Origin of the sequence: Aliiroseovarius crassostreae (genome assembly GCF_025137635.1) — a bacterium.
Lineage (GTDB): Bacteria > Pseudomonadota > Alphaproteobacteria > Rhodobacterales > Rhodobacteraceae > Aliiroseovarius > Aliiroseovarius crassostreae.
The window spans coordinates 2,268,547-2,294,584 of record NZ_CP080772.1; the positions used below are offsets into that span (position 1 = coordinate 2,268,547).

Consider the following 26,038-nt stretch of genomic DNA (forward strand, 5'->3'; position numbering starts at 1 on the left):
CACGGCCTCCGTTCATAGTATAATACGTATCTGTCGCCATAATTCGGCTGGACGCGTTCTAGGGCTTTGACCGTCAGGGCGCAAGTGGGCTGGACCCGCAGGAGAGGCGGCGCTCCATGAAAATGCCCCCCTATGTGACCATCAACAGCACATGCCGCGACGCCTTTGAAACCTGCGCCCGCATTTTTGGCGGAGAGGAGCTGTTTTTCCTGCTTTACGATGGAATGCCCGGCGCTGAGGCGCGGCCCAGGGCGAGCCTGCCCCTGCATGGACAGGCGCCCCCATAATAAGAAGACAAAAGACAGCCGGGATTGATTTCCCCGCCCGCTTCCGGCACATCGGTGAAGAGACAAGAACAGGGAACCACCGATGACACGCCCAGCAACCCGTATTGACGCCAAATTCACCGAGCTGAAAGCTCAGGGCAAAAAGGCATTCGTTTCCTATATCATGGCCGGGGACCCGGACGTGGCCACATCACTTGAGGTCATGAAAGGCTTGCCGGGCGCTGGCGTGGACGTGATCGAGCTGGGCCTGCCCTTCACAGACCCGATGGCAGATGGCCCGACCATCCAACTGGCAGGGGGGCGTGCGCTGGACGGGGGCATGACCCTGCAAAAGACACTCGATATGGCGGCAGAGTTTCGCAAGAGCGACGACACCACCCCCATTGTGCTGATGGGTTATTACAATCCGATCTACAACCGCGGGGTCGACACGTTCCTGAAAGACGCCAAAGCCGCAGGCATCGACGGGCTGATCGTGGTGGACCTGCCGCCCGAAGAAGATGACGAGCTGTGCATCCCGGCGCAGGCCGCGGGCCTGAACTTCATCCGTCTCGCCACCCCCACCACCGATGACAAGCGCCTGCCCACCGTGCTGCAAAACACCTCGGGCTTTGTTTATTACGTCTCGGTCACCGGCGTCACCGGGTCGGCCGAAGCGCAAGCTGTCGACGTCGCCCCGGAAGTGGCCCGGATCAAGGCCAAAACCGATCTTCCCGTGATTGTCGGCTTCGGCGTGAACACGCCCGAGAAGGCCGAAGCCATTGCAGGGGCCGCCGATGGCACCGTGGTCGGGAGCGCCATCGTCAGCCAGATCGCCGCCGGGAAACCGGTGCGGGACGTGCTGGAATTTGTCAAATCCCTGGCCGACGGCGCCCATCGCGCCTGACCCGGCAACAGATACCCATGCTGCCCCCGGCGCTTCTGGCGGGGGCAGGCTTTCTAGGTGGTTCGGGCAATTCCCCAAGGCGCCACCTTCTCTCCCCCCTTCAAAGACGACCTCCTTTGACCGCAGTCCCCTGTGCCGCCCCGATCCAGACGACACAAAAGCTGTGGCTGACCCAAGTCGTATGACATGGCTTTGCGCGAGAAACCCCTGAGCACATTTCCGCACGCGGGCCCGAAGGGGAACAGCAGGACAGAAGAGGATTGCATAATCACATCTCAAGTGGTAAATAATTTTTACCAATTCAAGAAATGAGCCGATCATGCCCCTTCTCAACCCAGTCATCACCGAGGTCGAAGACCTGAAACGGATCTACAAACGCCGTGTCCCGAAGATGTTTTATGATTACGCTGAAAGCGGGTCCTGGACGGAACAGACCTTCCGCGAGAACACATCGGACTTCAACCGGATCTACTTCAAACAACGGGTCGCGGTGGATATGGACGGGCGGTCGACCAGGACGCAGATGATCGGGCGGGATGTGGAAATGCCTGTGGCACTTGCGCCGGTGGGGCTGACCGGCATGCAATGCGCCGATGGCGAAATCAAAGCGGCGCGCGCTGCGGAGAAATTCGGCGTGCCTTTCACCCTCTCCACCATGTCGATCTGCTCGATCGAAGATGTGGCGGAACACACCAACACGCCCTTCTGGTTTCAGGTCTACACGCTGAAAGATGATGATTTCATGCAACGCCTGTTTGATCGCGCCAAGGCGGCGGGATGTGACACGGTGGTGATTACGGTTGACCTGCAAATGCTGGGCCAGCGCCACAAGGATCTGAAGAACGGTCTGTCGGCGCCCCCCAAGCTGACGGTGAAATCCGTGGCCAACATGATGACCAAAGTGCAATGGGGCCTGGGTATGCTGGGCACCAAGCGGCGGTTTTTCGGCAATATCGTGGGACATGCCAAAGGGGTCGAAGATCCCTCATCGCTTGCCACCTGGACCGCCGAGGCGTTTGACCCGTCCCTGGATTGGGACCGCATCCGCCAGTTCCGAAAAATGTGGGACGGCAAGCTGATCATCAAGGGGATCATGGAGCCGGTGGACGCGCTGGAAGCCTGCAATGTGGGGGCCGATGCCATTATTGTCTCGAACCATGGTGGGCGGCAGTTGGATGGGGCACTGTCTTCGATCCGTGCTTTGCCTGCCATTCTGGACGCGGTGGGCGACAAGATCGAAGTGCATATCGACAGCGGTATCCGCTCGGGACAGGACGTTCTCAAGGCCGTCGCCATGGGGGCCAAAGGCGCCTATATCGGCCGCGCCTTTGTCTATGGCCTCGGCGCGCAGGGCGAGGCTGGCGTGACCAAAGTCCTTGAAATGACAAAGAAAGAGCTGGAAGTGTCGATGGCATTTTGCGGCCATACGGACATCAACACCGTGACACGGGATATCCTTTATATCCCCAAAGGGTTTTCGGGCGACTGGGAGTAGCCACCACTCACGGATTTCCCAATCAAACCCCCGCCTGTACCATCAGGCGGGGGTTTTCGTCTGACTGTCAGCGGCCGTGCGGGCCAGATCCTGCAATAGCGCCATCGCCTCTTCGGCACGGTGCTCCGGCACAAACAGATGATCATGATAAAACCCGGATACAGGGTTCACCCCCATTCCCAGCGCGGCCAGCTCGGAGGCGATACGCGCAATAAGCCCCACCGCCTCAAGCGAGGAATGCACCTCAAGTGAAATCATCCGACAGGGAAAGACATGGCCGAGCCCCGCTGCCCGGGCTTCAGCCTGCGTGAGGATGAGTGTCACCCCTTCCGCCTCCTGAAAGGACATCCGTGGAGACACCCCCGCCGGGCAGGTCCCCTTGAGCGTTGCAAACACATATGTTTCCCCGTCGAGCCGGGGCGACAGGCTTGCCAGCAGTGTCGCCAGATCCGTTTCACCCGGTGTGCCGGGAGAAGCGGAAGTGGGGGAAGGAGAATTCAGTGACATGTCAAACCTCGCCAATTGCGGGTCGTCCCGTATCGCCCTGTCAAAGCCGGGTCGTCCCGGCGGGTCTTGATCTTTCCTAAAGCGTTTCCACATTCCGTTGCAACAGCGAGATATGGAGCCGCCGCGCGCCGCGGTAAGGATAGCCGACATTTCCGGTTCGTGCTTTGACCCGCGCCAGCCATCAGATCAGGCGCAGACCCCACATCGCAATCTGCCTCTATCCTTTTGCCTCGAAACCCTGTATGCGCAGGTCTTTCGCGCCTGCACCCTGCCCGGCGCCCCGAAGAAAGACGCCGCCATGACGACCCCGACCCCCGCCCCCAACCTCGTTCCCACCCTTGCCCAGGCCCTTGCGGACAAAGGGTATGAGACCCTGACGGATGTGCAGGAGGCGGTGACCAACCCGGAGCTGGCCGATCAGGATCTTCTGGTTTCAGCCCAGACCGGTTCGGGTAAAACCGTTGGCTTTGGCCTGGCAATTGCCCCGACCATTCTGGAGGGTGAGCGCTTCGGCCCCGCCGCCACGCCGCTGGCGCTGGTGATCGCCCCGACCCGCGAACTGGCCATGCAGGTGAAGTTCGAGCTGAGCTGGCTCTACGCCCATGCCGGCGCGCGGATCGCATCTTGTGTGGGGGGGATGGATCAGCGCACCGAACGGCGTGCCCTTGAGCGCGGCGCCCATATCGTCGTCGGCACACCGGGCCGCCTGCGCGACCACATCACCCGGGGTGCCCTGGTGCTGGACTCGCTCAAGGCCGTGGTGCTGGATGAGGCGGATGAGATGCTGGATATGGGGTTCAAGGAAGATCTTGAATTCATGCTGGACGCCGCCCCCGAAGAGCGCCGCTCGCTGCTCTTCTCAGCCACGGTGTCACCGCTGATCTCGAAACTCGCCAAGCAATACCAGCGCGACGCGGTGCGGGTATCAACCGTGTCGAAGGAAAAGCAACACGCGGATATCGACTATCAGGCGCTGCGCGTGGCGGATAAGGATGAAGAACACGCGATCATCAACCTTCTGCGTTTTCACGATGCGCAGAATGCGATCGTATTTGCCAATACCCGCGCCACGGTAAACCGCCTGACCTCACGTCTTTCGAACCGAGGCCTGTCGGTGGTGTGCCTGTCCGGTGAACTGACCCAGTCCGAACGTTCCAACGCGCTGCAATCCATGCGCGACGGGCGGGCGCGGGTCTGTGTGGCCACCGACGTGGCAGCGCGCGGTATTGACCTGCCAATGCTGGATCTTGTGATCCATGCAGAGCTTCCCACAAACACCGAAGGCCTGCTGCACCGCTCGGGCCGCACCGGGCGCGCCGGGCGCAAAGGCGTGTCTGCGCTGATCGTCCCCCCCCGCATGGTCAAACGCGCTGAACGCCTGCTGGGTTGGGCCAAGATCACCGCAAAATGGAACTTCCCCCCCTCCGCTGACGACATCCGGGCCCGCGATGTGGAACGCCTTATGGACCACCCGATGTGGCAGGAAGGCCAATCCGGTGATGAAGGGCAGCTGGCAGGTGACCTGATCGCCCGCTTCACCCCGGAACAGATTGCCACCGCCTGTATCCGCCTGCACCGCGAACAGTTCTCGGCCCCTGAAGAACTTGCTGAAATCGCGGCCAAACCGGCACGCCGGGAAGAGCGGGATTTTGGCCCGTCGACCTGGTTCTCACTGTCGGTCGGGCGCAAGCAGAATGCCGAGCCGCGTTGGCTCCTGCCGATGCTCTGCCGGTCAGGCAATCTCGACAAAAACGACATTGGCGCCATTCGAGTCCAGTCGCGTGAAACCTTTGTCGAACTGACCAATGACGCGGTTGAGAAATTCCTGGCTGCAGCCCAAGGGGGGGAGCTGGAGGATGGCATCCGCGCCACGCAGCTGGACGGCAAGCCGGACCTGACCCCGGCCCCGCGCAAGACCGGTGGAAAGCCGGGCGGGAAATATGGCGACAAGCCCGGTTACAAGGGCCCCGGTTACAAGGGCAAGGACAGGTCAGACCGGGAAGATCGCGCGCCGAAACCGCACCGCAAGGGGGATAGCTCCGAACGCCCTGCAAAACCCAAGAAATCGCTGCGTCCGCAAAACCAGCGCGATGACCGCGCCACGGCCCCGTCTGCCAACACGCCTGCGCAATGGGCTCCCGCACTGGCCCCGGAAGTGAACCCCGAAACACGCAGCGAGTATCAGCCGCCCAAATCGCGTGACGAGAAAAAAGCCACCACGCCGGGCACATCCCCCAGCAAGAAACGCGATGCGGAGGGGAAGAAGCAGCGCTGGAAAAAAGACAAACCCGGCAAGGCAGGCAAAGCGGGTAAGCCCGAAGGCAAGTTCGGCAAACCAGCCGGGAAAACGGCCAAATCGCCCTCCAAATCGCCAAAGGCCCGCAAGAACCAGCCGCGCGGAGCCAATGCCCTGCCGCGCCGAACCAAGAAATAACAACCGAAGGCAGCTCCTGCAAAGGGGCTGCCTTTTTCGCGCGCCCGGCTGCGCGCAAACCCTGTTGGAACAGGGCAGTCTGATCGGTAAGTTGACACGAACCCATGTCTTACCGAGTATCAGCCATGTATTTATATTTAACCTCAGGCTTTTTGCCCCAAGTTTTTGCAATGCGCCGCACCCTGTTTTCACATGCCGCAACCGTCCTCTTGTTTGCCATCGCCTTGACACCCCATGGCGCCACGGCCGGATCCTGCATCTGTTTTTCCTGCGCTGTTAACCCAAAACTGGAAAATTTCCGGGCATCCTCCGCGGCGATGGCGCCCACGATGATGACCGGGGACTGCGCCGTCATGCGCCATATTGACCCGCAAACAGATCAGGTTCAGCGCGGCGACATCATCGGCTTTACGCATCCGGTGCAGCCCGCCGCGTTTGTTTTCAGGGTGATGGCGATTGCCGGGGACCGAATCCAGCTAAAGGATGGGGGTGTCGTACTGAACGGACACCCTTTGCCGCAGGTGAAGCTGAGTGAGGACATATCCACGGTTCCAACAACACCCCCCTTCCCGCGATGCGCTGAGCGCCCTGCCATTCCGGGGAAAAGCTGCACCCGCTTTCGGCTGCGCGAAACCCTGCCATCAGGCAAGAGCTACGAGATCTGGAATATCGGAACGTTCAGGATTGACTCCACCCCCGAATTCATTGTTCCAGCGGAGCATGTTTTTGTCCTGGGGGACCATCGCGATAACGCCGCAGACAGTCGCGTCCCTCAAGCCGCCGCCGGCCCCGGCATGATCCCGGTTGAAAACATTCTCGGCATCTTTGAATAAGCGCAGAAATGCCTTCCCTTTTGAATGATTCCCCTGTATGGGCAGGGCTTCATCGCGGGGCTACAGCCTTGGAGGAGCCCCGCCCTATCTATATTGGAGAATTCAAATGGCAAAAGAGATCCCTGATCTTGTTGCTCAGAAACGCGCGGGGACGGGCAAGGGCGCCGCTCGCCAGGCACGTCGTGACGGGCTGGTTCCGGGTGTGGTTTATGGTGGCGACGCCGATCCCCTGTCGATCAACATTCCGTTCAACGACCTGCTGAAGAAACTGAAAGCTGGCCGCTTCCTGTCGACCCTTTGGAACCTGAAGGTTGAAGGCGAAGAAGATGTGCGCGTGATCTGCCGCGGCGTTCAGCGTGACGTTGTGAAAGACCTGCCGACCCATATCGACCTGATGCGCCTGCGCCGCACCTCGCGGATCAGCCTGTTCATCCACGTGGAATTTGAAAACCACGATGATGCGCCGGGTCTGAAAAAGGGCGGTGTTCTGACCGTTGTGCGTCCGGAAGTCGAACTGAACGTTGTTGCCGGTGACATCCCCGAGCAGATCGTTGTTGATCTGGCCGGCCGTGACGTGGGTGACGTGATCCACATTTCGGACGTGACCCTGCCGTCGGGCGCCAAGCCGACCATCGACCGCGACTTCGTGATCGCCAACATCACTGCGCCGAGCTCGCTGCGTTCGTCGGATAACGAAGACGAGGGTGAAGGCGAAGGCGAAGAGGCTGCAGCCGAAGAATAAGCCCTGGGCGCAAGCCGAGGCGGAAGCGGGGTCCAATCGGGCCCCGTTTTCTTTTGCCCAAACGACTGCGCAGCACCGGTGCTGTTCACACATTTTCGTGAAATTGACTCAGGTCAACACATCCGCGGTTCTGGCGGGGGTAGCAATGGACAGACTTATCCAGACGACAGGACACTCCATGACACAGAGCCTTATCACGCGCCGCCACGTCCTGGCGGGCCTCTTGGCAACCCCGGCGCTTTCCGCCCTGCCCGCCTTTGCAACCACCCCGCACATGATTGTTCACAAGGATCCAAGCTGCGGCTGTTGCGGGGCCTGGGTCAAGGTGATGCAACGCAGCGGGTTCACGGCCGAGATCAACAACATGGATTATGACACGCTTTATGAATTCAAGCGTGCCGGTGGCATTCAGGATGATCTGATGTCCTGTCACACTGCCGAGGTCGAAGGCTATCTGATTGAGGGCCATGTGCCGGCATCAGATCTGAACCGCCTGCTGGCGGAGCGTCCGGAGGCCATCGGCCTGACGGTTCCCGGCATGCCCTATGGTGCCCCCGGCATGGGGCCGGAAAGCGAGCGGGACGCCTATGATGTGCTCTTGATGCGCAAAGATGGCTCGACCGAACTGTTCGCCCGTTACCCAGCGGCCTGACCCTTTGAGGTCAGATCAGGGCAGCCCCCTCAAACAGGGGCGCTGCCCCTCGGACTTCGTCCTCACCCCGAGGTATTTGCAGCAAGAAAAAAGCCCGATGGGCCCCTTTTGCAAGCATATGGTGACACATCAGATGCCGCATGAGTTGAGCCATGGTGACAGTTGCGCTACATCAGGCGGATAAATTTCTGCTCATGTGGAGAATGCCATGCGACTTTTTGTTGGCCTTGGGAACCCTGGACCGAAATATGCGGGCAACCGGCATAATATCGGCTTTATGGCCCTGGATCAGATTGCCTCTGACCATGGGTTTTCTCCGTGGCGGGCAAAATTTCAGGGGCAGCTCTGCGAGGGCAAGCTGGGGTCAGAGAAGGTGATTTTGCTCAAACCCGAAACCTTCATGAACCTTTCGGGACAATCGGTCGGAGAGGCGATGCGGTTTTACAAACTGTCCCCCGCGGATGTGGTTGTGTTTCATGATGAGCTGGATCTGGCGCCGGGCAAGTGCCGGGTCAAGACCGGGGGCGGGCATGCCGGGCATAATGGGTTGCGCTCCATCCATCAGCATATCGGTGCCGAATATGACCGGGTGCGGATGGGGATTGGCCATCCCGGTCACAAGGATGCGGTTTCGCGCTATGTGCTGAATGACTTTGCCAAGGCGGATCAGGGCTGGTTGGACGATGTGTTGCGGGGCTGCGCCGATGGGGCCGCTGACCTTGCGCGTGGGGATAGCGGGAAGTTCATGAACGCCATCGGCCTGCGCGTGAACCCGCCCCGCTCTTCAAACGGGTCAAAGACTCCCCCGGAGAAAAAGCCCGAAAAAGCGACGCCCGCTGAGGATACGCGGTCGCCATTGCAAAAACTGATGGACAAGTTCTCTTGACCCTGCGCGCAGCCCTGGAGCAACAGGCACGCAGCAATGCCAATCTGGGGTCGCCTTTTACCGCACGTATTTTACACCTTCTTGCACAGCGGCTGACCCCGGGCACCGAATTGACCGACAGGCTGTTTCATTGGCCCGGCGAACTGGGGCCCATTGGGCAGTCCGTCCCATTGCGCCTTTTGGCAGGGTTTCATGCGCTGGTGCTCACCGGGGCCTGCCCGGAGCTTGTGGCGGTGTATCCACCCCATCCCGCCCCGGAGGATGACAGGCTTTGGGCAGCCCTTGAGAGTGCCCTGAACGCGCACAGCGAGCTGCTGCACCACTGGCTAGACAATCCGCCACAGACCAATGAAGTGCGCCGCGCGGTGGTGATGATCGCAGCGGGGCATTTTCTGACATCCCACTTTGATCTCCCCTTTCGAATGCTGGAGCTTGGCGCCTCTGGCGGGTTGAACCTGATGTGGGACCGGTTCGCGCTTGCGCTTCCAGACGGGCAAATGGGACCGGCAGATGCGCAAGTGATACTCAGGCCTGAATGGCGTGGAGACCTTCCGACACAGGCGGCACATGCCCCCGTTATTCTGGATCGCCGGGGGGTGGATATCTCTCCGTTAAATGTGCGCAACGCCGATGATGCGCTGCGCCTGCAATCCTATCTTTGGGCAGATCAGCCGGAACGTCTGGACCGGACCAGCGCCGCGATCAGATTGTTTGGTGCCAAGGTCGATCAGGGCGACGCGGCGGATTGGCTTGTGGACCAGTTGACGTGCACGGCGCCGGACCACCTGACGCTGATCTATCACACCATTGCATGGCAGTATTTCCCAACCGAAACACAAACGCGCTGCCTGTCCGCGATCAAGGCCGCAGGCAGGCGGGGGCCTGTCGCCCATCTGTCGATGGAGGCCGATGAGCATATTGGCAAGGGCGCCGCCATCACGCTGACCTTATGGCCTGAAGGGCAACGCCTGACGTTAGGTCGTGTGGATTTTCATGGACGCTGGATCGATTGGACGGCACCTTAGCGCAGCGTTCGCCCCCATTCTCGCAAACCCGGAGACCTCATGGAAAACCTGTTTAAGCGCATCATCAAGCTGCTGTTGGCTGCTTTTGTCCTGGTGGCCTTTCTGGGGCTGTGGAAAGCCGAGGAACTGAAGCGACTTCTGGCGGTTAACACGCTGTTTTCCGAAGAAAAGATCGTGCAGAACTTCTCACATATGAAGGACGCTTTTCTGACGGTGCCATTGTCGCGTGGCGACGGCCCGGTCAGCCCGCTGCCCAAGGGCGACGATCTGGAACTGCCCGAAGGGGCCCAGGCGTGGATCACGGATCGATCTGTCACCGCGCTTGTCGTGCTGCAAGGCGGGAAGCTGCGCCATGAGAGCTATCACCTTGACACCCAAGCTGATGACCTGCGCATCAGCTGGTCGGTGGCTAAAAGCTTTCTGTCCGCCCTGATGGGGGTATTGGTAGAGCAAGGCTCTGTCGCTTCTCTGGACGACCCGGTGACCAAATATGCACCCAGCCTGATTGGGGGCGCATATGATGGGGCAACAATCCGCAATGTGCTGAATATGGCCTCGGGCGTCACCTTCAACGAAGATTATCTGGACAGCGGTTCGGACATCAACAAGATGGGACGGGTGCTTGCGCTTGGAAAATCCATGGATGATTTCACCGCAGAGCTGACCGAACGTTTCGCCCAACCAGGAGAGACCTGGCAATATGTCTCGATCGACACCCATGTGATCGGCATGGTCATCCGCGGGGCCACCGGGCGCACAATCCCGGACCTGATGAACGCCTATATCACAGGGCCGATGGGCTTCGAAATGGCCCCCTATTATCTGAGCGATGGGGAGGGCGTGGCCTTTGTGCTGGGCGGGCTGAACCTGCGCACCCGAGACTATGCCCGGTTTGGACAGATGTTTTTGCAAAAAGGTGAATGGCAGGGGCAGCAGGTGGTGCCAGCGCAGTGGATTGCAGCCTCTACCGTGCCCTCGGCCCCCACAGAACCGGGCGAACAGCAATATGGCTATCAATGGTGGATTGCGCCGGATGCTCCCAAAGGGGAGTATTTTGCCCGCGGTATTTATGGCCAATACATCTTCATCGACACGAACCGAGATGTGGTTGTCGCGGTGAACGCAGCAGACCGTGGTTTTCGGGAACAGGGCGCACATGAAGCAAATATCGACATAATGCGCAAAATCGCTGCCGCAGCAGGATCATAACCTGCCTTTAAACTGGCAACAGCGGGGTGCCCCAAAGCAGGTAAAACCAGAATACTAGTTTTCTAGTTTTCTAGTTTTCTAGTTTTGCGGCCCGAGATCTGAGGGGCAACCACGTTCCCCCCTGATCCGCAATTTTAACCTGTCGGATGTGACAAAAAAAGCCGCGCTGGATTTGCGCGGCTTTCTTTTTGACCGTTGAACGCGTGGATCAGTCCACCTCGCGCCCTTCTGTGTCAGACATATCGAACCCAAGGTATTTCGCCACTGTGAAAATGTCCTTGTCGCCGCGGCCACACATATTCATGCAAATGATGTGATCCTCGGGCAGTTTGGGCGCAATTTTCATCACATGGGCCAGAGCATGGCAGGGTTCCAGCGCCGGAATGATCCCTTCGGTCGAACAGCTGAGCTGAAACGCCTCAAGCGCCTCTTTATCGGTGATCGAGACATATTCTGCGCGACCAATTTCATGCAGCCAGCTGTGTTCAGGGCCAATCCCCGGATAATCCAGACCCGCCGAGATCGAATAGCCATCCAGAATTTGACCGTCATCATCCTGCAGCAGGTAGGTCCGGTTACCATGCAACACGCCGGGGCGTCCACCGGTCAGCGAGGCGCAATGCTCCATCTTTTCATCCACACCTTTACCACCGGCTTCCACGCCAATGATCTGCACGGATTCATCGTCAAGGAACGGATAGAAAAGGCCAATCGCGTTCGACCCCCCCCCAATGGCAGCAATCACCGTGTCGGGCAGACGACCTTCGGCTTCCTGCATCTGGGCTTTGGCCTCTTTGCCTATGATCGACTGGAAGTCCCGCACCATGGCCGGATACGGGTGCGGCCCTGCGGCCGTGCCGATGCAATAGAACGTGTCATGCACATTGGTCACCCAGTCACGCAGCGCGTCATTCATGGCGTCCTTAAGCGTGCCGCGACCACTTTCCACCGCGATCACTTCCGCACCAAGCAGGCGCATCCGGAACACGTTCGGGGCCTGACGCCGCACATCATGCGCACCCATATAGACCACACATTTCAGACCGAACTTGGCACAGACCGTGGCGGTAGCGACCCCGTGCTGCCCAGCCCCCGTTTCGGCGATGATCCGGGTTTTTCCCATACGTCGCGCCAGCAAAATCTGCCCCAGCACGTTGTTGATCTTATGCGCGCCGGTGTGGTTCAGCTCGTCGCGCTTCATATAGACCTTTGCCCCCCCCAGATGCCGGGTCAGACCCTCGGCAAAATACAGCGGCGAGGGGCGGCCCACATAATGCTTCCACAGGTAGTCCATCTCGGCCCAGAAACTGGCTTCCGTCTTGGCCTTCTCATATTCGGCCTCGAGATCGAGGATCAGCGGCATCAGCGTTTCCGACACGAAGCGGCCACCGAAATCACCAAAACGGCCACGCTCATCCGGGCCATTCATGAAGCTGTTGAAAAGATCGTTGGACATGAGGTCCCCCTGTTCACGTTGCCGGACTTTGATAGGCGTCACAGCGTGTCAGTTCCAGTGGTTTTTGATGGGGGATAAGGTCAAAAGGGGCTCTGCCCCTCGGCCCCCCTCTTCGAGCGGTTCCTCACCCCGGAGTTTTTGGCCAAGAAGAAAGGGTCAGGCGAAGGAGCCTGTCGCGTTTCGGACAAAGGCGCGCATCAGATCGGGGTCCTTCACACCAGGCGCGCTTTCCACCCCCGAGGCCACATCCACCTGTTTGGCGCCGGTCAGGCGCATGGCTTCAGCGACGTTGTCAGGGTTGAGGCCACCGGCGAGCATCCATGGGCAGGGCCAGTATTTTCGTTGCACCAGCCGCCAGTCGAAGCTGATCCCGTTCCCGCCCGGCAGGTCCGCCCCTTTTGGCGCCTTGGCATCGATCAGCAACTGGTCGGCGACGGGGGCGTAGCGGTCGATCTCGCCCACGTCTTCCGGTCCGGCTACTCCGATTGCTTTCATCACCGGTAGCCCGAACCGCGCCCTGACCTCGGCCACCCGCTCCGGAGTCTCAGCCCCATGCAGCTGTAGGATCTCGGTGGTGGTGCCATCGACAATTTGGGCGATTTCATCATCGGTCATATCCACCACAAGCGCCACCTTGGCCACGCCGATGGGCATATCGAGCATGAGGGATGCGGCCTGATCGATGCTGACGGAGCGCGGGCTTTTACGGAAGAAGTTGAAGCCAATATAACGGGCACCGGCCGCGCAGGCGGCCTGCACGGTTTCGGGCGTTTTCAGCCCGCAAATTTTCACGGCGGCGTCAGGTTTTCCGCCCGGAAGGACAAATGTGCTCACTTGGCCTCTTCCAGAAGCGCGATAATATCGTCACCGGGTTTGGCCTTGGGATCCTTGAGCTTTTTCACTTCACGGATCAGGGCGTCGCGTTCCTTGCGGGTCCGTTTGCCCGCGGCACGAAACTTATGTTCGCGCAGATATTCCCAGACAAACCCAATCATGACCCCGGCGATAATGCCCAGGAAGATCACAATAAACAGGGGCAGGGTGATCGACCAGCTGAACCCGAGGAAGCCGGACAGCTCGGCTGGCAGCAGGTGAAGGGTGACCATGCCACGGTTCGCCATGGCGATTGTTACCAGGCAAACCGCGAGGGCCGCCAGGAACAGGTAACGGATATACCGCATATTGACCTCTTATTTGCCGTTCAGACGGTCACGCAGGAGCTTGCCTGTCTTGAAGAAGGGGACATGTTTCTCTTCAACCTGAACAGATTCTCCGGTGCGTGGATTCCGTCCGATACGAGCATCTCTTTTCTTGACGGAGAATGCGCCAAAGCCGCGCAGTTCAACCCGGTCCCCACGTGCCATGGCCTCGACGATTTCGTCAAAAATCGTGTTGACGATGCGTTCGACATCCCGCTGATAAAGATGCGGATTTTCATCCGCGATTTTCTGGATCAGTTCCGACCGGATCATGAATATCCCCCCAAAAAGTGCTTTTGGCGCGAGGCTGGGCTTCGCGCCGCTTTGTTGTTCCAACTATAGGAGCAAAGGGATTGTTGATAAACAAGCCCTTAGAGGGGCCATCGGCAATTTTCCGGCAAAAAACCGGTCCATGGGGCGGTTTGCCCACCTCAAACTCGGAAATGAACGGGATTTGCATCTGTCTGACGGGGTGGGTTTGCAGCGGCTTTCCGGTCAAATACATGATTCGGAACCAGAAGTTTCCCCCGGTGACGATGATCGGTGCAAAAGAAAACGGCCCCGCATCCGCGAGGCCGTTTCAAGATCTTTCGAGAGACTAAGGATTAGTCTTTCTTCAGGGCTGCGCCCAGAATGTCGCCGAGCGAAGCGCCGGAGTCGGACGAACCATACTGTTCCACGGCCTCTTTCTCTTCTGCGATTTCGCGGGCTTTGATCGACAGGCCCAGGCGGCGCGATTTGCTGTCCACGTTGGTCACGCGAACGTCCATCTTGTCGCCGACATTGAAACGCTCGGGGCGCTGTTCGGCACGGTCACGCGACAGATCGGAGCGGCGGATGAAGGATTTCATGCCTTCGTATTCCACTTCGATGCCACCATCTTCGATGGCGGTCACTTCGACGGTGATGATCGAACCGCGCTTCACGCCACCAATGGCTTCGGCGAAGGGGTCACCTTCCAGGGCTTTGATCGACAGCGAGATACGCTCTTTGTCGGTGTCAACTTCCGAAACAACAGCCTTGACGATGTCGCCCTTCTTGAAGTTCTGGATGGCGTCTTCGCCACGCTCGTCCCACGAGATGTCCGACAGGTGAACCATGCCGTCGATTTCGCCGTCGAGGCCGATGAACAGACCAAACTCGGTGATGTTCTTGACTTCGCCTTCCACTTCGGTGCCGGCCGGGTGAGTTTCGGCGAACACTTCCCACGGGTTGCGCATGGTCTGCTTGAGACCGAGCGACACGCGGCGTTTGGCGCTGTCGATTTCCAGAACCATGACTTCAACCTCTTGCGAGGTGGACACGATTTTACCCGGGTGGACGTTTTTCTTGGTCCAGGACATTTCCGACACGTGGACCAGACCTTCAACGCCGGCTTCCAGCTCAACAAATGCACCGTAATCGGTGATGTTGGTCACGCGGCCGGTGTGCACCGACTCAAGCGGGTATTTGGCAGCCACCAGATCCCACGGATCGTCCTGCAGTTGCTTCATGCCCAGCGAGATGCGGTGGGTCTCTTTGTTGATCTTGATGACCTGAACCTTGATGGTTTCGCCGATCGTCAGGATCTCAGACGGGTGGTTCACACGGCGCCATGCCATGTCGGTGACGTGCAGCAGGCCGTCAACGCCGCCCAGGTCAACGAACGCACCGTATTCGGTGATGTTCTTGACAACACCTTCAACGGCCTGACCTTCGGACAGGTTGCCGATGACTTCTGCGCGCTGTTCGGCACGGCTTTCTTCCAGGATGGCGCGGCGCGACACAACGATGTTGCCACGGCGACGGTCCATTTTCAGGATCTGGAACGGCTGTTTCAGACCCATCAGCGGGCCTGCGTCACGCACGGGGCGCACGTCAACTTGCGAACCGGGCAGGAAGGCCACGGCGCCGCCGAGATCAACGGTGAAGCCACCTTTGACGCGACCGAAGATTGCACCTTCAACACGTGCATCGTCGGCATAGGCTTTTTCCAGGCGATCCCAGGCTTCTTCACGGCGGGCCATCTCACGCGAGATGACGGCTTCGCCGCGGGCGTTTTCAGCCGCGCGCAGGTAGACTTCCACTTCGTCGCCTTCGGCGATTTCCGGGGCTTCACCAGGGTTTGCGAATTCTTTGATGTCGACGCGGCCTTCCATTTTGTAGCCTACGTCGATGATGGCCTGGCCGTTCTCGATGGCGATGACCTTGCCTTTGACAACCGAACCCTCTTCGGGGGTGTCCATTTCGAAGCTTTCGTTCAGGAGGGCTTCGAATTCCTCCATCGTGGTTTTAGCGCACATATGCGTTTTATTCCTTTACAAGTCGCTTTTCGGGCCGTGCGGTTGGCTCCGCAGGTCTTGGATTTTCCAATTTGGTCAACAGGTTAACCGCAAAACAAAGAGGGCCGGCACATCCGACCCTGCTCGTCTTTCCCTGTATCGCGGTGTTTTCACCTTGTCGACAGGGCGTCTTTAGGCGGATTCTGTCAATAAAGCAAGGGGCAAGAGCCTCCTATTCGCCGCCCACCATTGATCCGCAACCGCATCCGTTCCTCGCCACAGGACAGCCGACACCGGGCAAGCAGGGCGCAGCTGGCTTTGCCACGCCCCAGCTCTCAATCCCGGCCTCAGTCGATCCGGGTGAACAGTTGCGCCTGGGGCTTACGCACCTTTTTCAGTGGCGCAAGCCAGTCCTGTTCCGCGTGCCGGTAGCCCAGAGGCAGCAACAGAACCGAACGCAAACCGCGCTCTTTCAAGCCGAGGATGTCATCCACTTCCTCAGGCGTAAACCCTTCCATCGGCGTGCAATCCACCTCAAGCTCCGCCGCAGCGGCAAGGGCAAACCCCAACGCAATATAGGCCTGACGCGCGGCGTGATCGTGGTTCACCCCCGCCTCACGCGGCAGATAAGCCCCTTTCAGATTGTCGTAATACTGCGTCAGCAACGGGTTGCCGCCTCCGCGCTCTTCTTCCATCTGCGACACCACCGCATCAATGCGATCCGCCGAGTAATTATCCCAAGCAGCAAAAACAAGAAGATGCGACCCTTCGGTAATTTGTGCCTGATTCCACGCATGAGGCTGGATCTGCGCACGGATCTCTGGGTTGGTGATGACAAAAACCTCAAACGGCTGGGTACCGGAGGAGGTGGGGGCAAGGCGGATGGCCTCAAGGATCTTATTGACCTTCTCTTCCGGCACCGACCGGGTCGGGTCCATTTTTTTGGTCGCGTAGCGCCAGTTCAGTTTTTCGAGCATGGGGATTGTCCTGTCATCAACGGGTGAAGACCGGACAGCTAGGCATTTGACTTTGAGGATCAAGGGGGACGCCAGGCTAACCTAACGGCAGGCTTCAATCACCGCGACCGCCCGGGCCACCGCGTCGTCGATCGACAGATCGGACGTGTCGATCAGCACCGCGTCCTTTGCGGGTTTCAACGGGGCCTCTGCCCGCTCGCTGTCGCGTTTGTCGCGCGCGATCACATCGGCAAGAACCTGTTCGCGCGTATCTGGCAGGCCTTTTGCGTTCAATTCCAAAAACCGTCGCTCGGCCCGCACCTCGGCGCTTGCGGTGACAAAAAGCTTCACATCTGCATCCGGGCAAATCACCGTGCCAATATCGCGCCCATCCAGAACCGCGCCGCCGTCTTGCAGGGCAAAGTCGCGTTGAAACGCAACCAGCGCCGCCCGCACATCCGCCAAAACCGCAACGCGGCTGGCCGCCTGCGCCACTTCAGGGGTGCGCAGCTCCCCCATCATATCCGCCGGTGTCAGTTGTTTGGCCGCGACCACGGGATCCCCCCCGGCCAGCACCTTGGCCCCAACCGCACGATAAAGCAGCCCGGTGTCGAGATGGGCAAAACCGAAATGCGTGGCAACTGCCTTGGAGATCGTGCCTTTACCGGCGGCGGCGGGGCCATCAATGGCAACTGTGAATGACATGGCATCTCCTTCCTAAAGCGTTCCGGCACCTACGGCCGCAGGGCAAACCGAAACCTTTCTGCTGCCCTTCCATCGCAAATCGCGGGGGGGAAGGGAAGCCTCCTTATTGACAATATACATGTCAATAAGGCATGTGTATTGTCATGATAGATGCCCTCAGATCCCTCCTCTGGCTGACACGCCCGCTCATGCAACGGGTGGAGGCACAGGTTGAGCATGGCCTGACCGGAACCGAGCTGACCGTGCGGATGCGCGCCGTGCTTGAGATCCTGCACCACCATGGCCCCCTGCCCGTGCCCGACCTCGCGCGTCTATTGGAAATCCAGCGTCAATATGTGCAGGTGATGGTCAATGACACCATAAGGGCCGGTCTGACCGAGAAATCCCCCAATCCCCGCCATGCCCGCTCGCCCCTCATCAGACTGACCCCCAAGGGAAAGGACTGCATCCGCATGATTTTGCAGCGGGAGGCGCAGATCCTCGATCTGGTCTCTGACGGGCTGTCACCTGATGAGGTGGCCATCGCGCTCAGGGTGCTGCGCCACTGCCATGCAAAACTGGAGAAACAGATATGATTGCCTTGTGGACCAGCCTTGCCCTTCTGGCTGCCGGAGTGATCTGGGCCGCATTGGTCTATCGTCACATCAGCCATGTCAGCCAGGGCGACAAGATCCCCGAACGGTCAGGAACGGCCCTGCTTCTGGTGGATCTGCAAGAGGATTTCTGGAACAGCGGGCAATATGATGAAACAGACAAAACCCAAGCCACACAGGCCATTCACGCCGCCGTCACCCGCGCAAATTCTGAAGATCATCCCGTGATCACCCTTCGCCAGGAATGGAGCACCCCCTCAACCCGCGCCTTTGCGCGTATCTTCATGAAAGGTCAGGGGCTTGCCGGACAACCCGGTGCCGAACTGGCCAACCCCTTTGTCGATATGGGGGAATACGAGGTGATCAAGCGCGTTCAGGACGGGTTTGAAACCGGCGCTCTGGACACGCTGCTTGATCAGCTGAACATCGGCCATGTTCAGATTGCTGGGCTGGATGCCGCCTTTTGTGTCAACAAGACAGCACAGGCAGCCCTTGCCCGCGGCTATAAGGTCACATTGCTGCCAGACGGACTTCTCGGCGCGCTGCCGAAAGCGACCGAAAAAGCGTTCGAGACCTTGAAAAACGCCGGGGCGGAGGTGATCTGACCCCGTCAGATCTCTGTCAGCGCCGGATCCCACTTGTCCGATTTCGGAAGATCATCGCTGATCTGATAGTAATCCCCCTTGTCGGCGCAATAGATATGCGCCGCCATCCTGAGGTCAGGCGCCTCATTCAGCGTTCCCGCAAAGATCGAGATCCGCTCACCACCGCCATCCCAAAACAGGTTCGACCCGCAAGTGGGGCAAAACCCGCGCGACGCCGTTTCCGAAGAAGCAAACCATTTGACCGCACCGTGAATAGTCAGATCTTCGCGCCGGGCGGCTGTGGCCGCGACGTGATGGCCCGAGGTCTTTCGACACTGGTGGCAATGGCAGGCGACAACCGGACGCAAGGGGCCGCTCACCACATATTGCACGGCCCCGCACAGACATCCGCCTTTGGCCGTCCGGGTCATTTATTGTCCCGCGTCAGCTGTGCCCCCAGTTTGGCCATCAGACCTTCAAACACCGGGAAACTGGTTGCGATCGGACCGCCATCATCCAGATGCACGGGCTTCTGGGTCGCCATCCCAAGGCAGGCAAAACTCATCGCGATCCGGTGGTCGAGCACGGTTGCAACCGTTGCCCCACCGGGAACCCCACCTCCGTTTTCAGCCGGGCCAAGCCCGTCGACCGACCACCAGTCCTCGCCTTCCTCAACCGTGACGCCATTGGCGCGCAACCCTTTGGCCATCGCATCAATCCGGTCACTTTCCTTGACGCGCAGTTCATGCACGCCCGGCATCTCGGTCTTGCCGGTCGCAAAAGAGGCAACAACAGACAGGATCGGGTATTCGTCGATCATGCTGGCCGCACGTTCCGGCGGCACAACGATCCCCTTCATATTGGGCGAAAATTTCGCGCGCAGATCCGCAACCGGTTCTCCGCCCTCTTCACGCGGGTTCTCAAACGTCAGATCCGCACCCATATCCTGCAACGTATAGAACAGGCCAGCCCGTGTCGGGTTAAGACCGATATTCGGCACAAGCACATCCGACCCCGGCACGATCAGCGCCGCACAGACCGGAAACGCCGCCGAAGACGGATCGCGTGGCACCACAATGGTCTGCGGCTTCAGCTCGGGCTGCCCCTTGAGGGTAATCACATGCCCCTCTTCGGTGTCTTCCACAGTAATCTCGGCCCCGAACCCAGCCAGCATCCGCTCCGTATGATCGCGGGTGGCTTCCTTCTCGACCACCACGGTTTCACCCGGCGCATTCAGACCCGCCAGCAAGACGGCCGATTTCACCTGCGCGGAGGCCATTGGCGTTACATAGCGCACCGGCACCGGATCGGCTGCTCCGATCACGGTCATCGGCAAACGCCCCCCCTCCCGGCCGTAGGATTGTGCCCCAAACAGCGCAATCGGGTCCGTCACCCGCCCCATCGGACGCGAACGCAGTGACGCGTCCCCGGTAAAGGTTGCGGTAATACCGGTTGAGGCCATCGCCCCCATGATCAGCCGCACGCCGGTGCCCGCATTGCCACAATCAATCACGTCCTCTGGTTCGGCAAACCCGCCAACGCCAACACCGTTGACGCGCCACTCCCCCTCACCAAGCCGCTCTACATCCGCTCCAAAGGCTTTCATCGCGCTGGCCGTCCCCAGCACGTCCTCCCCTTCCAGAAGGCCGGTGATGTGGGTCTCCCCAACGGCCATCGCCCCCAAAATCAGGGAACGGTGGCTGATGGATTTGTCACCCGGAACATGGGCTTCGCCCGTCAGCGGGCCACATCTTCGTGACGTCATGGGAATAGCAGGGCCATGGCCGGACATATGAGTTCTCCTCCTGAAGCGTTTCGGACCCCATCACAGGGATTTCCGAAAACACCCACAGCGTTGCAGCGCCCCACACCAACCCTCTTCAGGTTCTCGGAAACGCATCGTGTTCAAGATCTGATAGCGCACCCATTCAGGAGTTTCCAGCAGGGAGTTCCCTCAGACAGGGTTCACAATTTTCTGGTTGGAAATATCCTGAGGTGAATTGCCCACGAAGGGGGCAAGAGGAGCAAAGCTCCTGACAGGCTCATCGCAGATGAGCCATAGCCGCTGCGCGGCCCGAGGCACAGGCCGAGGGCGCTGGTCCGCAAGCAGAAAACCCCATCAGGGGCGCTGCCCCTCGCCTCTACGAGGCTCACCCCGAGGTATTTTAGGCAAGAAAAAAGCGCGCCTGGTCAGAGAGGATCTCAGATCCGGCGGAAGGTCAGGTAATGCGGCGTGCGGCCTTCACGAAGGGCCTTTTGCTCGTAACGGGTTGAGATCCAGTCGCTCCACGGCTGGCGCCAGTCCGAAGGGCCTTCGCCGAGCCACTCAAACCCCGCTTTCGGCACCTCTTCCAGCGTCTGGCGCACGTAATCTGGAATGTCGGTGGCCACCCGGAACTCAGCGCCGGGTTTGAGCACTTTATGGAAGGGTTCCAGATATTCCGGCGTCACGAAGCGGCGGCGATGGTGCCTTTTTTTCGGCCAGGGATCCGGGTAGAGCAGGAAGGCTTTGCTGATCGACTGCTCTGGCAACACATCAAACAGGTCGCGCACATCGCCGGGATGCACGGCAACATTGTCGCATTTCGCGTCACGTATCTTGCCCAGCAGCATGGCCACGCCATTGATATAGGGTTCGCAGCCGATGATGCCGACATCAGGGTTGTTCGCTGCCTGATGCACCATATGTTCGCCCCCACCAAATCCGGTTTCAAGCCAGACCGGCCTTTCCCCAAACAGGGATTTCAGGTCGATGGGCGCGCGATCGGGGTTCACATCCCAGTCCACGGCACCGGGGCTGAGGGCGGCCAGATCCTCATCCAGATAGCCTTGCTGGCTATCGCGAAGGTGTTTGCCCTTCAGGCGCCCATAGAAGTTGCGCCACGGGGCGCCCGATTGGTGATGTGTCTTTTCCGTCATGGCCGCGCCTGTCGCATGAAGTCCCGCCTGCGTCAAGGCCGCATAAGAAAAGCCCGCCGGGAAAGGCGGGCTTTCAAATACGTCATCTGCCGTGCTCAGAGCGCGTTTTTCAGCGTATCCACCAGGTCCGTTCGTTCCCAGCTAAAGCCACCGTCATCAGAGGGTGCACGACCAAAATGCCCGTAGGCAGCAGTGCGCTGGTAGATCGGTTTGTTCAGCCCCAGATGTTCACGAATGCCGCGTGGGGTCAGATCCATGGCCTCCATCACGGCCTTTTCGATGGCACTTTCGTCCACTTCACCCGTGCGATGGGTGTCGACCAGAATAGACAACGGGCGCGCCACGCCAATGGCGTAGGAAAGTTGCAGGGTGCAGCGTTTTGCCAGCCCTGCTGCCACAATGTTCTTGGCCAGGTAACGCGACGCATATGCCGCCGAGCGGTCCACTTTTGTCGGATCTTTGCCCGAGAAAGCGCCACCGCCATGGGGTGCTGCACCGCCATAGGTATCCACGATGATCTTGCGGCCGGTCAATCCGGCGTCGCCATCCGGGCCGCCAATCACGAATTTCCCGGTCGGGTTCACGTGCCAGACCGTATTGTCGGTCAGCCAGCCGTCGGGCAGCACGTCACGAATATAGGGCGCAACGGCGTCGCGCACATCATTCGGCGTCATGCTTTCATCCAGGTGCTGGGTTGACAAAACCAGTGAGGTCACCTCAACCGGCAGGTCATTTTCATAGCGCACGGACAATTGCGACTTGCTGTCCGGACCCATCCAGCTTTCGGTGCCGTTCTTGCGCACTTCTGCCAGACGACGCAGGATAGCGTGGCTGTAGTGCACCGGGGCCGGCATCAGCGCCTCAGTCTCAACCGTGGCATATCCAAACATGATACCCTGGTCACCTGCGCCTTCGTCTTTGTCTTCACTGGCATCCACCCCCTGGGCGATGTCGGCGGACTGGGCATGCAGGTAATTCGAGACCTTCATATTGGCCCAGTGAAACCCTTTCTGCTCATACCCGATGTCTTTGACACAGTCGCGGGCGATTTCTTCCACACGCTCGATCACGCTAGCCGGACCGCGGACTTCGCCGCCGATCACAACACGATCGGTTGTGGCAAAGGTTTCACAGGCCACGCGCGAATGCGGGTCTTCGGCAAGGAAAGCATCCAGCACCGCATCAGAGATACGGTCACAGACCTTGTCGGGATGGCCCTCGGAAACGGATTCCGAAGTGAATACGTGGGATTTGCGGGTCATGAGAAGTGCTCCATTGATACAATCCCCATCACGCCAGGAAGCCGTTGTGACGGGGGGATGCCTGTCCGATACATGCCCCCAGTAAGGAGGTCAAATGCTTTTGCCGCGTCGCCGGGCAACAAAAACACCAAGAGCGACTAGCACGAGCACGGTTAATGGAAGATCACCGTGGCGAGAATAAGGCGTTGCGGCACGCTTTCCGGGAATTTTTGTGTCAATCTTTCCAGACTGGCCCAGAGGCAGCGACTGCCCTATTTCACCATAGGCATTGATCACCGCAGAGACCCCGGTATTGGCCACACGGATCATCGGAAGGCCAAATTCGATTGCCCGGAATCGCGCCTGCACCAGATGCTGCTGCGGGCCTGAGAAATTGCCAAACCACGCATCGTTTGTGGCATGCAAAATCCAGTCGGCCCGCTCGGGGGCGGCGCGCAGGTCCTGAGGGAAAACCGCCTCATAGCAGATCAGGGGAAGAACCTTGCCCGCCTTCCCCAGATCGACCACATCCGCGCCCTGCCCCGCGGAATAGCCCCGTCCGAGCTGGGCCGCAAAGGCGGTCACGCCGAGCCCCGCCAACTGATCCCCAAAAGGAACATATTCGCCAAAAGGCACAAGATGATGCTTGTCATAAATCGGGGTCAGCTTTCCATCAGGGCTGGCCAGCGCGAGGCTGTTGAAAAACCGCACCCCCTCCCCTCGCTGGGCACCGAAGAGGATAGGAGCCCCCTGCCCGGCCTCAGCCATGGCCCTGCCCAATCCGCCTGCATCCCCCAACCGGTAGGGCACAGCGGTTTCGGGCCAGAGGACCAGATCGGGGCGCGCGCCGTTTTTTGCAGGAGCGCGGGTCAGTTCCAACTGACGCAGGACAAAACCCCGCGCATATCGCGGATCCCATTTCTGATGCTGCGGTGCGTTGGGCTGCACCAACCGCACGATGATTTCCTGATCCGGCAAAGGCGGTTTCGGCAGCGCCACCGCAAGGACGAAAACCAGAGCAGACAGCGCGGCAAGGGCCGCAAACATTCGGTAAGAGCGGAGTTGGGCTGCGCGGGCCACACCAGCAGAGACAAGGAAGGTCAGCGCCGACAGGCCATAAACCCCAACCCCCTCTGCAATCTGGGCCAGTGGTGTGTCGATCCAGGCAAGCCCCGGCCCGCCCCAGGGAAACCCTGTCAGAACATAACCACGCAACAGCTCTGCCCCAGTCAGCGCAGAGGCCAGCGCCATCCAGCGGGCTTGAACCGTGCGGGTCCCAAAGGCCAGTCCGGCGGCAGCGCTCCAAAAAAGGGCAAGCCCCCCAGCCAGTCCCAACACGGCAAAGGGGGCCATCCAGGCATGGCGGGCCGCATCCACGAAAAACGGCTCAACCAGCCAGTTCAAGGTGGCGGCAAAATAGCCAAGCCCCAAAAGCCATCCCCGCAACGCCGCCTGTTTTGCACTGGCTGCGCGCAACACGTAAAACAGCCCCGCGCTCAATCCGCCCAGCATGGCCCACCAAAGACCAAATGGCGCCTGCCCCAGGGCGGCAACCGCCCCGGACAAAAGGGGCACGAGGGGGACGCGGGTCACCACGGATTGCAGCGCCTTGCGCATTTCGCCCCGGATCAGCCCGGCAGACCGGTGGGGATCCGCACCCGCAGGCGCTTGATCCGGCGTGGATCGGCATCCACCACTTCAAATTCCGGGCCGGCCGGGTGCTGAATGACTTCACCGCGTGTCGGCACGTGGCCGGAAAGCAGAAAGACCAGCCCCCCCAGAGTGTCGATCTCCTCATCTTCCTGATCATCATGCAACGGCAGCCCGATTTCCGCCTCGAACTCCTCCAGCGGCGCTTTCGCCTCAACCAGATAACAACCCGGCTTTTCCTCGGACCAGAGGGCGGTTTCCTCGGTGTCATGTTCGTCTTCGATTTCGCCCACAACCTGTTCGATCAGATCCTCGATGGTGAGCAACCCATCCACACCACCATATTCGTCGATCACCAGCGCCATGTGGATCCGTTCGGTTTGCATTTTTTGCAACAGCACCCCGATCGGCATCGAAGGCGGCGCATACAGCAACGGGCGCAGCTGCGCCTTCAGATCATAGCTGTCCTGCCCTGTCGCCCCGTTGAAACCATGGTTGAGGGCAAAATCCTTAAGGTGCACAAGACCAATCGGCGTGTCCAGCGTTCCTTCGAAGACCGGCAGGCGGGTCAGCCCGCTGTCGCGAAACACTTCCACCAGCTCGGATTTGTCGATATCTACCGGGACGGAAACAATTTCAGATTTCGGGATCGCCACATCCTCAACCCGCATCCGGCGCAGATTGACCATGCTCGGCACGGTAAGCTGCGGGGCGCCATTGACAGGCGTTGTGGCTTGCACCGGCGCCTCTCTGGCTTCGTCCGACGGGCTGAGAGCCCCGAACACTCGGCTGAAAAACCCGGATCTGGCAGATCGAGGCTCAGCCCCTTCCGATCCGTCTTTGTCCTGCGCGCTTTGCGCTGCGTTAGAAGAGCCGTCCTGGCCCTCATCCATGTGACTTTCGCCCATTTGACCTTTTCCGTTGTCGCGGGAAATCCGCGTTTCAACCCCGGCGCTCCACTTTCAAGCGTGGAGCAACAGTGTTTCACTCATTCATATATGGATCTGAAATGCCCATCTTGCCAAGAATTTCAACCTCCAGCCCCTCCATAAGAACGGCATCTTTGTCGAGAATGTGATCATAACCCAACAAATGCAGCGTCGCATGCACCATAAGATGGGTCACATGGGTTGAAAATTCCTTACCCTGCTCCGCTGCTTCGCGCAGGCAGGTATCATAGGAAATGGCAATATCCCCCAATTCAAGCGGCGCACCGGGAAAGTCGGGTTCCGGCGGCAAAGGGTGCTCGCCCGGCTTCGCGGCCGCCCGCTCCTCGGACGGCCAGGACAACACATTTGTCGGCTGCCCCTTGGCGCGAAACTCGGCATTCAACTCTGCAATGCGGGCGTCGTCACAAGCCAGAACCGCAACCTCCGCATCCGCGACATCCAGATGCCCAAGCGTCTCTTCGCAGGCGCGTTGCGCCAACGCCTCCAGCCCCGCCTCTTCCCAGCGGGGATCTTCAAAAACGATATCGACGTCCATCTCTTTTTTCTTGTCTCAAATATCCCGGGGAGT

The 26,038-nt window shown here is 59.6% G+C and carries 29 protein-coding genes and 1 riboswitch; of the genes, 12 read left to right on the forward strand and 17 right to left on the reverse strand.

The features are described from left to right. Positions 1-116: 116 nt before the first annotated feature. The 3 genes from K3J57_RS10855 to K3J57_RS10865 all read left to right on the forward strand — a co-directional run bounded on the left by K3J57_RS10855 (position 117) and on the right by K3J57_RS10865 (position 2,668). Positions 117-287: a hypothetical protein gene (locus K3J57_RS10855; RefSeq protein ID WP_259791749.1), complete on the forward strand. Its 171-nt coding sequence runs from the start codon at positions 117-119 to the stop codon at positions 285-287. Positions 288-369: 82 nt separating this feature from the next. Further along, the gene (trpA, locus tag K3J57_RS10860; protein ID WP_259795835.1) at positions 370-1,173 is read left to right on the forward strand and encodes a tryptophan synthase subunit alpha; all 804 of its coding nucleotides are present in this window, start codon (positions 370-372) and stop codon (positions 1,171-1,173) included. A gap of 319 nt (positions 1,174-1,492) precedes the next feature. Further along, complete coding sequence (locus K3J57_RS10865; RefSeq protein WP_259784568.1) at positions 1,493-2,668, forward strand: alpha-hydroxy acid oxidase; 1,176 nt, start codon at positions 1,493-1,495, stop codon at positions 2,666-2,668. 42 nt (positions 2,669-2,710) lie between these two features. Here K3J57_RS10865 and K3J57_RS10870 read toward each other — a convergent pair whose 3' ends face one another. After that, positions 2,711-3,175, reverse strand: a complete 465-nt coding sequence (locus K3J57_RS10870) for an ACT domain-containing protein (protein WP_259795837.1) — start codon at positions 3,173-3,175, stop codon at positions 2,711-2,713. A 298-nt stretch (positions 3,176-3,473) separates the two neighbouring features. On the opposite strand from K3J57_RS10870, the gene K3J57_RS10875 reads away from it, so the two are divergent. Then, complete coding sequence (locus K3J57_RS10875; protein WP_259797764.1) at positions 3,474-5,609, forward strand: DEAD/DEAH box helicase; 2,136 nt, start codon at positions 3,474-3,476, stop codon at positions 5,607-5,609. A gap of 109 nt (positions 5,610-5,718) precedes the next feature. Here K3J57_RS10875 and K3J57_RS10880 read toward each other — a convergent pair whose 3' ends face one another. Beyond that, positions 5,719-5,964, reverse strand: coding sequence for a hypothetical protein (locus K3J57_RS10880; RefSeq protein WP_259795839.1), 246 nt, complete (start codon positions 5,962-5,964; stop codon positions 5,719-5,721). Here K3J57_RS10880 and lepB point away from each other — a divergent pair. The 6 genes from lepB to K3J57_RS10910 all read left to right on the forward strand — a co-directional run bounded on the left by lepB (position 5,942) and on the right by K3J57_RS10910 (position 10,956). Further along, a complete protein-coding gene (lepB, locus tag K3J57_RS10885) occupies positions 5,942-6,442 on the forward strand; it encodes a signal peptidase I (RefSeq protein WP_259797765.1) in 501 nt (166 codons plus the stop codon). The two genes, K3J57_RS10880 and lepB, sit on opposite strands and share 23 nt — an antisense overlap. 106 nt (positions 6,443-6,548) lie before the next feature. Then, positions 6,549-7,184 carry a 50S ribosomal protein L25/general stress protein Ctc gene (locus K3J57_RS10890; RefSeq protein ID WP_173484999.1) on the forward strand — a complete coding sequence of 212 codons (636 nt, stop codon included), beginning with the start codon at positions 6,549-6,551 and terminating at the stop codon, positions 7,182-7,184. Between the two features lie 178 nt (positions 7,185-7,362). Further along, a complete protein-coding gene (locus K3J57_RS10895) occupies positions 7,363-7,836 on the forward strand; it encodes a DUF411 domain-containing protein (protein WP_259784572.1) in 474 nt (157 codons plus the stop codon). A gap of 208 nt (positions 7,837-8,044) precedes the next feature. Continuing rightward, a complete protein-coding gene (pth, locus tag K3J57_RS10900; protein ID WP_259784577.1) occupies positions 8,045-8,722 on the forward strand; it encodes an aminoacyl-tRNA hydrolase in 678 nt (225 codons plus the stop codon). Further along, on the forward strand, positions 8,719-9,747 hold the full coding sequence (locus K3J57_RS10905) for a DUF2332 domain-containing protein (protein ID WP_259795841.1): 1,029 nt from the start codon (positions 8,719-8,721) through the stop codon (positions 9,745-9,747). The genes pth and K3J57_RS10905 overlap by 4 nt, the downstream gene beginning before the upstream one ends. 39 nt (positions 9,748-9,786) lie before the next feature. Beyond that, positions 9,787-10,956 (forward strand): serine hydrolase domain-containing protein, encoded by a 1,170-nt coding sequence (locus tag K3J57_RS10910; RefSeq protein WP_259795844.1) that lies wholly within the window; start codon positions 9,787-9,789, stop codon positions 10,954-10,956. A gap of 208 nt (positions 10,957-11,164) precedes the next feature. Here K3J57_RS10910 and trpB read toward each other — a convergent pair whose 3' ends face one another. The 8 genes from trpB to cmk all read right to left on the reverse strand — a co-directional run bounded on the left by trpB (position 11,165) and on the right by cmk (position 17,533). After that, the gene (gene trpB, locus K3J57_RS10915) at positions 11,165-12,412 is read right to left on the reverse strand and encodes a tryptophan synthase subunit beta (protein ID WP_259795848.1); all 1,248 of its coding nucleotides are present in this window, start codon (positions 12,410-12,412) and stop codon (positions 11,165-11,167) included. A 156-nt stretch (positions 12,413-12,568) separates the two neighbouring features. Further along, the gene (locus K3J57_RS10920) at positions 12,569-13,246 is read right to left on the reverse strand and encodes a phosphoribosylanthranilate isomerase (RefSeq protein ID WP_259795851.1); all 678 of its coding nucleotides are present in this window, start codon (positions 13,244-13,246) and stop codon (positions 12,569-12,571) included. Then, on the reverse strand, positions 13,243-13,593 hold the full coding sequence (locus K3J57_RS10925) for a LapA family protein (protein WP_173484994.1): 351 nt from the start codon (positions 13,591-13,593) through the stop codon (positions 13,243-13,245). The genes K3J57_RS10920 and K3J57_RS10925 overlap by 4 nt, the downstream gene beginning before the upstream one ends. 9 nt (positions 13,594-13,602) lie before the next feature. Then, the gene (ihfB, locus tag K3J57_RS10930) at positions 13,603-13,884 is read right to left on the reverse strand and encodes an integration host factor subunit beta (RefSeq protein ID WP_055190201.1); all 282 of its coding nucleotides are present in this window, start codon (positions 13,882-13,884) and stop codon (positions 13,603-13,605) included. After that, a complete protein-coding gene (locus K3J57_RS10935; protein ID WP_259791771.1) occupies positions 13,847-14,116 on the reverse strand; it encodes a hypothetical protein in 270 nt (89 codons plus the stop codon). The genes ihfB and K3J57_RS10935 overlap by 38 nt, the downstream gene beginning before the upstream one ends. Before the next feature lie 100 nt (positions 14,117-14,216). Beyond that, on the reverse strand, positions 14,217-15,893 hold the full coding sequence (gene rpsA, locus K3J57_RS10940; RefSeq protein ID WP_074963728.1) for a 30S ribosomal protein S1: 1,677 nt from the start codon (positions 15,891-15,893) through the stop codon (positions 14,217-14,219). Between the two features lie 326 nt (positions 15,894-16,219). After that, positions 16,220-16,849, reverse strand: coding sequence for an NAD(P)H-dependent oxidoreductase (locus K3J57_RS10945; protein ID WP_173484993.1), 630 nt, complete (start codon positions 16,847-16,849; stop codon positions 16,220-16,222). Between the two features lie 81 nt (positions 16,850-16,930). Continuing rightward, positions 16,931-17,533: a (d)CMP kinase gene (gene cmk, locus K3J57_RS10950; protein WP_259791775.1), complete on the reverse strand. Its 603-nt coding sequence runs from the start codon at positions 17,531-17,533 to the stop codon at positions 16,931-16,933. Positions 17,534-17,676: 143 nt separating this feature from the next. Between cmk and K3J57_RS10955 the strand changes: the two genes are divergently transcribed. Together K3J57_RS10955 and K3J57_RS10960 are read left to right on the forward strand one after the other, a co-directional pair. After that, positions 17,677-18,108 carry a MarR family winged helix-turn-helix transcriptional regulator gene (locus K3J57_RS10955; RefSeq protein ID WP_259795854.1) on the forward strand — a complete coding sequence of 144 codons (432 nt, stop codon included), beginning with the start codon at positions 17,677-17,679 and terminating at the stop codon, positions 18,106-18,108. Beyond that, positions 18,105-18,731, forward strand: a complete 627-nt coding sequence (locus tag K3J57_RS10960) for a cysteine hydrolase family protein (protein WP_259791778.1) — start codon at positions 18,105-18,107, stop codon at positions 18,729-18,731. The genes K3J57_RS10955 and K3J57_RS10960 overlap by 4 nt, the downstream gene beginning before the upstream one ends. 5 nt (positions 18,732-18,736) lie before the next feature. On the opposite strand, the gene K3J57_RS10965 is transcribed toward K3J57_RS10960, so the two are convergent. The 7 genes from K3J57_RS10965 to ybeY all read right to left on the reverse strand — a co-directional run bounded on the left by K3J57_RS10965 (position 18,737) and on the right by ybeY (position 26,005). Further along, positions 18,737-19,141 (reverse strand): GFA family protein, encoded by a 405-nt coding sequence (locus K3J57_RS10965; RefSeq protein WP_259791780.1) that lies wholly within the window; start codon positions 19,139-19,141, stop codon positions 18,737-18,739. After that, the gene (aroA, locus tag K3J57_RS10970) at positions 19,138-20,502 is read right to left on the reverse strand and encodes a 3-phosphoshikimate 1-carboxyvinyltransferase (protein WP_259795857.1); all 1,365 of its coding nucleotides are present in this window, start codon (positions 20,500-20,502) and stop codon (positions 19,138-19,140) included. Before aroA ends, K3J57_RS10965 begins: the two co-directional genes overlap by 4 nt. Before the next feature lie 410 nt (positions 20,503-20,912). Next, positions 20,913-21,629: a tRNA (guanine(46)-N(7))-methyltransferase TrmB gene (gene trmB, locus K3J57_RS10975; protein ID WP_259775755.1), complete on the reverse strand. Its 717-nt coding sequence runs from the start codon at positions 21,627-21,629 to the stop codon at positions 20,913-20,915. 95 nt (positions 21,630-21,724) lie between these two features. Further along, positions 21,725-22,891, reverse strand: a complete 1,167-nt coding sequence (gene metK, locus K3J57_RS10980; protein ID WP_259791784.1) for a methionine adenosyltransferase — start codon at positions 22,889-22,891, stop codon at positions 21,725-21,727. Positions 22,892-22,897: 6 nt separating this feature from the next. Beyond that, positions 22,898-22,947, reverse strand: a riboswitch (SAM-SAH riboswitch). 34 nt (positions 22,948-22,981) lie between these two features. Then, positions 22,982-24,487 carry an apolipoprotein N-acyltransferase gene (gene lnt, locus K3J57_RS10985; RefSeq protein WP_259795859.1) on the reverse strand — a complete coding sequence of 502 codons (1,506 nt, stop codon included), beginning with the start codon at positions 24,485-24,487 and terminating at the stop codon, positions 22,982-22,984. Positions 24,488-24,498: 11 nt separating this feature from the next. After that, on the reverse strand, positions 24,499-25,413 hold the full coding sequence (locus tag K3J57_RS10990; protein ID WP_375542843.1) for a hemolysin family protein: 915 nt from the start codon (positions 25,411-25,413) through the stop codon (positions 24,499-24,501). Positions 25,414-25,504: 91 nt separating this feature from the next. After that, positions 25,505-26,005: an rRNA maturation RNase YbeY gene (ybeY, locus tag K3J57_RS10995; RefSeq protein WP_259791797.1), complete on the reverse strand. Its 501-nt coding sequence runs from the start codon at positions 26,003-26,005 to the stop codon at positions 25,505-25,507. Positions 26,006-26,038: the final 33 nt, after the last annotated feature.

Excerpts from the sequence above, each read along its gene's own strand:
- K3J57_RS10855 (WP_259791749.1), top strand. The coding sequence starts at position 117 with ATGAAAATGCCCCCCTATGTGACCATCAACAGCACATGCCGCGACGCC.
- trpA (WP_259795835.1), top strand. The coding sequence starts at position 370 with ATGACACGCCCAGCAACCCGTATTGACGCCAAATTCACCGAGCTGAAA.
- K3J57_RS10865 (WP_259784568.1), top strand. The coding sequence starts at position 1,493 with ATGCCCCTTCTCAACCCAGTCATCACCGAGGTCGAAGACCTGAAACGG.
- K3J57_RS10870 (WP_259795837.1), bottom strand. The coding sequence starts at position 3,175 with ATGTCACTGAATTCTCCTTCCCCCACTTCCGCTTCTCCCGGCACACCG.
- K3J57_RS10875 (WP_259797764.1), top strand. The coding sequence starts at position 3,474 with ATGACGACCCCGACCCCCGCCCCCAACCTCGTTCCCACCCTTGCCCAG.
- lepB (WP_259797765.1), top strand. The coding sequence starts at position 5,942 with ATGACCGGGGACTGCGCCGTCATGCGCCATATTGACCCGCAAACAGAT.
- K3J57_RS10880 (WP_259795839.1), bottom strand. The coding sequence starts at position 5,964 with ATGACGGCGCAGTCCCCGGTCATCATCGTGGGCGCCATCGCCGCGGAG.
- K3J57_RS10890 (WP_173484999.1), top strand. The coding sequence starts at position 6,549 with ATGGCAAAAGAGATCCCTGATCTTGTTGCTCAGAAACGCGCGGGGACG.
- K3J57_RS10895 (WP_259784572.1), top strand. The coding sequence starts at position 7,363 with ATGACACAGAGCCTTATCACGCGCCGCCACGTCCTGGCGGGCCTCTTG.
- pth (WP_259784577.1), top strand. The coding sequence starts at position 8,045 with ATGCGACTTTTTGTTGGCCTTGGGAACCCTGGACCGAAATATGCGGGC.
- K3J57_RS10910 (WP_259795844.1), top strand. The coding sequence starts at position 9,787 with ATGGAAAACCTGTTTAAGCGCATCATCAAGCTGCTGTTGGCTGCTTTT.
- trpB (WP_259795848.1), bottom strand. The coding sequence starts at position 12,412 with ATGTCCAACGATCTTTTCAACAGCTTCATGAATGGCCCGGATGAGCGT.
- K3J57_RS10925 (WP_173484994.1), bottom strand. The coding sequence starts at position 13,593 with ATGCGGTATATCCGTTACCTGTTCCTGGCGGCCCTCGCGGTTTGCCTG.
- ihfB (WP_055190201.1), bottom strand. The coding sequence starts at position 13,884 with ATGATCCGGTCGGAACTGATCCAGAAAATCGCGGATGAAAATCCGCAT.
- K3J57_RS10935 (WP_259791771.1), bottom strand. The coding sequence starts at position 14,116 with ATGTATTTGACCGGAAAGCCGCTGCAAACCCACCCCGTCAGACAGATG.
- rpsA (WP_074963728.1), bottom strand. The coding sequence starts at position 15,893 with ATGTGCGCTAAAACCACGATGGAGGAATTCGAAGCCCTCCTGAACGAA.
- K3J57_RS10945 (WP_173484993.1), bottom strand. The coding sequence starts at position 16,849 with ATGCTCGAAAAACTGAACTGGCGCTACGCGACCAAAAAAATGGACCCG.
- cmk (WP_259791775.1), bottom strand. The coding sequence starts at position 17,533 with ATGTCATTCACAGTTGCCATTGATGGCCCCGCCGCCGCCGGTAAAGGC.
- K3J57_RS10955 (WP_259795854.1), top strand. The coding sequence starts at position 17,677 with ATGATAGATGCCCTCAGATCCCTCCTCTGGCTGACACGCCCGCTCATG.
- K3J57_RS10960 (WP_259791778.1), top strand. The coding sequence starts at position 18,105 with ATGATTGCCTTGTGGACCAGCCTTGCCCTTCTGGCTGCCGGAGTGATC.
- K3J57_RS10965 (WP_259791780.1), bottom strand. The coding sequence starts at position 19,141 with ATGACCCGGACGGCCAAAGGCGGATGTCTGTGCGGGGCCGTGCAATAT.
- aroA (WP_259795857.1), bottom strand. The coding sequence starts at position 20,502 with ATGTCCGGCCATGGCCCTGCTATTCCCATGACGTCACGAAGATGTGGC.
- trmB (WP_259775755.1), bottom strand. The coding sequence starts at position 21,629 with ATGACGGAAAAGACACATCACCAATCGGGCGCCCCGTGGCGCAACTTC.
- metK (WP_259791784.1), bottom strand. The coding sequence starts at position 22,891 with ATGACCCGCAAATCCCACGTATTCACTTCGGAATCCGTTTCCGAGGGC.
- lnt (WP_259795859.1), bottom strand. The coding sequence starts at position 24,487 with ATGCGCAAGGCGCTGCAATCCGTGGTGACCCGCGTCCCCCTCGTGCCC.
- K3J57_RS10990 (WP_375542843.1), bottom strand. The coding sequence starts at position 25,413 with ATGGATGAGGGCCAGGACGGCTCTTCTAACGCAGCGCAAAGCGCGCAG.
- ybeY (WP_259791797.1), bottom strand. The coding sequence starts at position 26,005 with ATGGACGTCGATATCGTTTTTGAAGATCCCCGCTGGGAAGAGGCGGGG.